This window comes from Chondromyces apiculatus DSM 436 (assembly GCF_000601485.1).
GTDB lineage: Bacteria > Myxococcota_A > Polyangia > Polyangiales > Polyangiaceae > Chondromyces > Chondromyces apiculatus.
In genome coordinates, this window is record NZ_ASRX01000172.1 from 1 (window position 1) to 821 (window position 821).

The following is an 821-nucleotide window of genomic DNA, read 5'->3' on the forward strand; positions in this document are numbered from 1 at the left end:
GGTGGGGAGTCGTCATTCTGTCGGAGCGCGCAGGCGTGCGAGGAGATCTGCGTGTCCTCCAAGGCACTCCTGTACACGGCGCCGTAATGGATCACTCCCTTCAGAGAGGCCCCAGCAGCGGCGCTGTTCCCGAGCGATAGGGCATCCGCGCCGCTGTCCTGCAGCGCCAGCCCCTCACCCTCTTCAGGCAGCGTCACGGTGAAGTTAGGTGACACATTGGCTTCAGTGGCCCGTGTGCCGTCCACGTACAGCCGGATTCGGTCGGCCACTGGTTTCGCGGTTTCCAGCACGAGATGCACCACCTGCCGGCTCGACAGATCTGCCGCCCACGCGCCTGCGAGTTCAGCCTCTGCCGTCTTGTTCAAGTACGCACCCACGACCCCTGAACCCAGCGCGCCGCCCACGATCAAGCTCAGTTTATCGCCCTCTGGACTCAACAGGTCACCGATGCTGATCAACTCTGACGCTTTTGAAGCGTTCGTGCCTTTCACGAGCACCACCAGTTCAAAGGTGACTGTCGTCGTCCCCTGGAGCGCCGCGAAAGCTCCGGTGCCCTGGAGGCTGCACACCGCAAGCGCATCCCCAGAAAGTGCGGTCCACTCCAGCCCCCAGTGTCCGACTGCCTCGACCATCTGCGGGTCGCCGCTCTGTGGGGTGACCGTCAAGTCCAGCTCCGCGGCTGGAACCGCGCTCAGCGTGCTTGGCACAACCCCGTTCATCCCATCGAGATGGTCGATGAAGTAGCGCGCCACAAGGTCGCCCTCTCCCGTCGTCAGGAGGCATGGCTCCCCTCCTCCTCCCCCGTGACCACCATCACCGCC

The 821-nt window shown here is 64.2% G+C and carries 1 protein-coding gene; it reads right to left on the reverse strand.

Annotation, left to right across the window (positions count from 1 at the left end):
* Positions 1–719: hypothetical protein (locus tag CAP_RS43305; protein WP_231512045.1), on the reverse strand; the 719-nt coding region annotated here is incomplete at its 3' end.
* Positions 720–821: the final 102 nt, after the last annotated feature.